We start from the raw sequence: 1,183 nt of genomic DNA on the forward strand, positions 1-1,183 counted from the left end.
AGTTTGAACGGGATAAAATGAGGAGGCTCTGCTAAAAAAGCAGAGTTTCCCATATTTTGTGCTACTTGAAGCCTTATCATTTCAGGTTCAAATTGGCTACTTTAACTCCCGAAATCTAATTCCAAACTAAATCTTAAGGTGTAAGGTTTTTTCATTCTATTTACGTCTGGACGGGCATATGTTTAGATAGCACGTCCAAGGGAGGTAGAATTGTTTGAATGCAATGATGGGCGAATTAGTAACATTACTTTTGATGGCATTCGCGCTTGGTATGGACTCCTTTTCTGTAGGGTTAGGTATGGGGATGTTCAAACTGCGCTTGAAACAAATTGCATATATTGCTTTAACAGTTGGATTATTTCATATTATCATGCCTTTAGCAGGAATGATTGTTGGTCGCTTTCTTTCTGATCAGTTTGGAGCATATGCAACCTACGCTGGCGGCTTACTATTAATCTTATTAGGAATAGGCATGTTTATTTCTGGATTAAAGGGCGAGAGTGAGTCTCTAATAGCCCCTGTCGGTTTAGGGCTGTTTATTTTTGCTATTAGTGTGAGTTTAGACAGCCTTTCGGTGGGCTTAACTCTAGGTATATATGGAGCAAGAACACTATTGACGATTTCGCTTTTCGGTCTTGTTGCAACGATTCTTACTTTAGTTGGCTTATTGTTGGGAAGGAAAGTACAAGGTGTTTTAGGAGCATACAGCCAAATACTAGGTGGTAGTGTGTTGTTAGCATTCGGTGTAAAGCTTTTCTTCCCGATATAGGGAATTGTAAGGAATTATGTGATTTACGTATAACATCGAAGGGTTCTGTCTTCTATCTTAGTTAAAATTATTGTAAAATTATAAATATATGAAACTAAAGTCGAGGTAGATGGTATGCATACATATTTTCTAGCAGGGCATGCGAAACTTCCGCAAGATATGGCAGCGGGAAGTGTGTATGGCTCTATAACGGTAACGGTAGAAGTAGATCTTGAATATGGCGTAATTGTAGATGCGTCATGCACGCTAGCAACCGAGCATGGTAGGAACTTTATTCGTCAATTATTGCGTGGCTATAGCTTAAGAGAAGGGCCTAATCCTTTAATTTCTATTATAAAAGAATATTATTTCGGGAAAGCAAGTCATGCGCTACAAGCAGCTATAAAAGATATTTGTAATCAATATGATTTATTA

2 protein-coding genes are annotated in these 1,183 nt (G+C 38.0%); both read left to right on the forward strand.

All coding sequences use genetic code 11. From position 1 onward, the window contains the following. Positions 1-223: 223 nt before the first annotated feature. Positions 224-769, forward strand: a complete 546-nt coding sequence (locus V7014_RS23835) for a manganese efflux pump MntP (protein ID WP_438824969.1) — start codon at positions 224-226, stop codon at positions 767-769. Positions 770-883: 114 nt separating this feature from the next. Next, on the forward strand, positions 884-1,183 hold a 300-nt coding region (locus V7014_RS23840), incomplete at its 3' end, for a DUF3870 domain-containing protein (protein ID WP_335511027.1).

The sequence above is a fragment of the Bacillus sp. JJ722 genome (assembly GCF_036963345.1).
Classification (GTDB): Bacteria; Bacillota; Bacilli; order Bacillales; family DSM-1321; genus Bacillus_AD.

What these genes read in the sequence shown, in the direction of transcription:
- V7014_RS23835 (WP_438824969.1), top strand. Translation starts at nt 224, where the DNA reads ATGATGGGCGAATTAGTAACATTACTTTTGATGGCATTCGCGCTTGGT.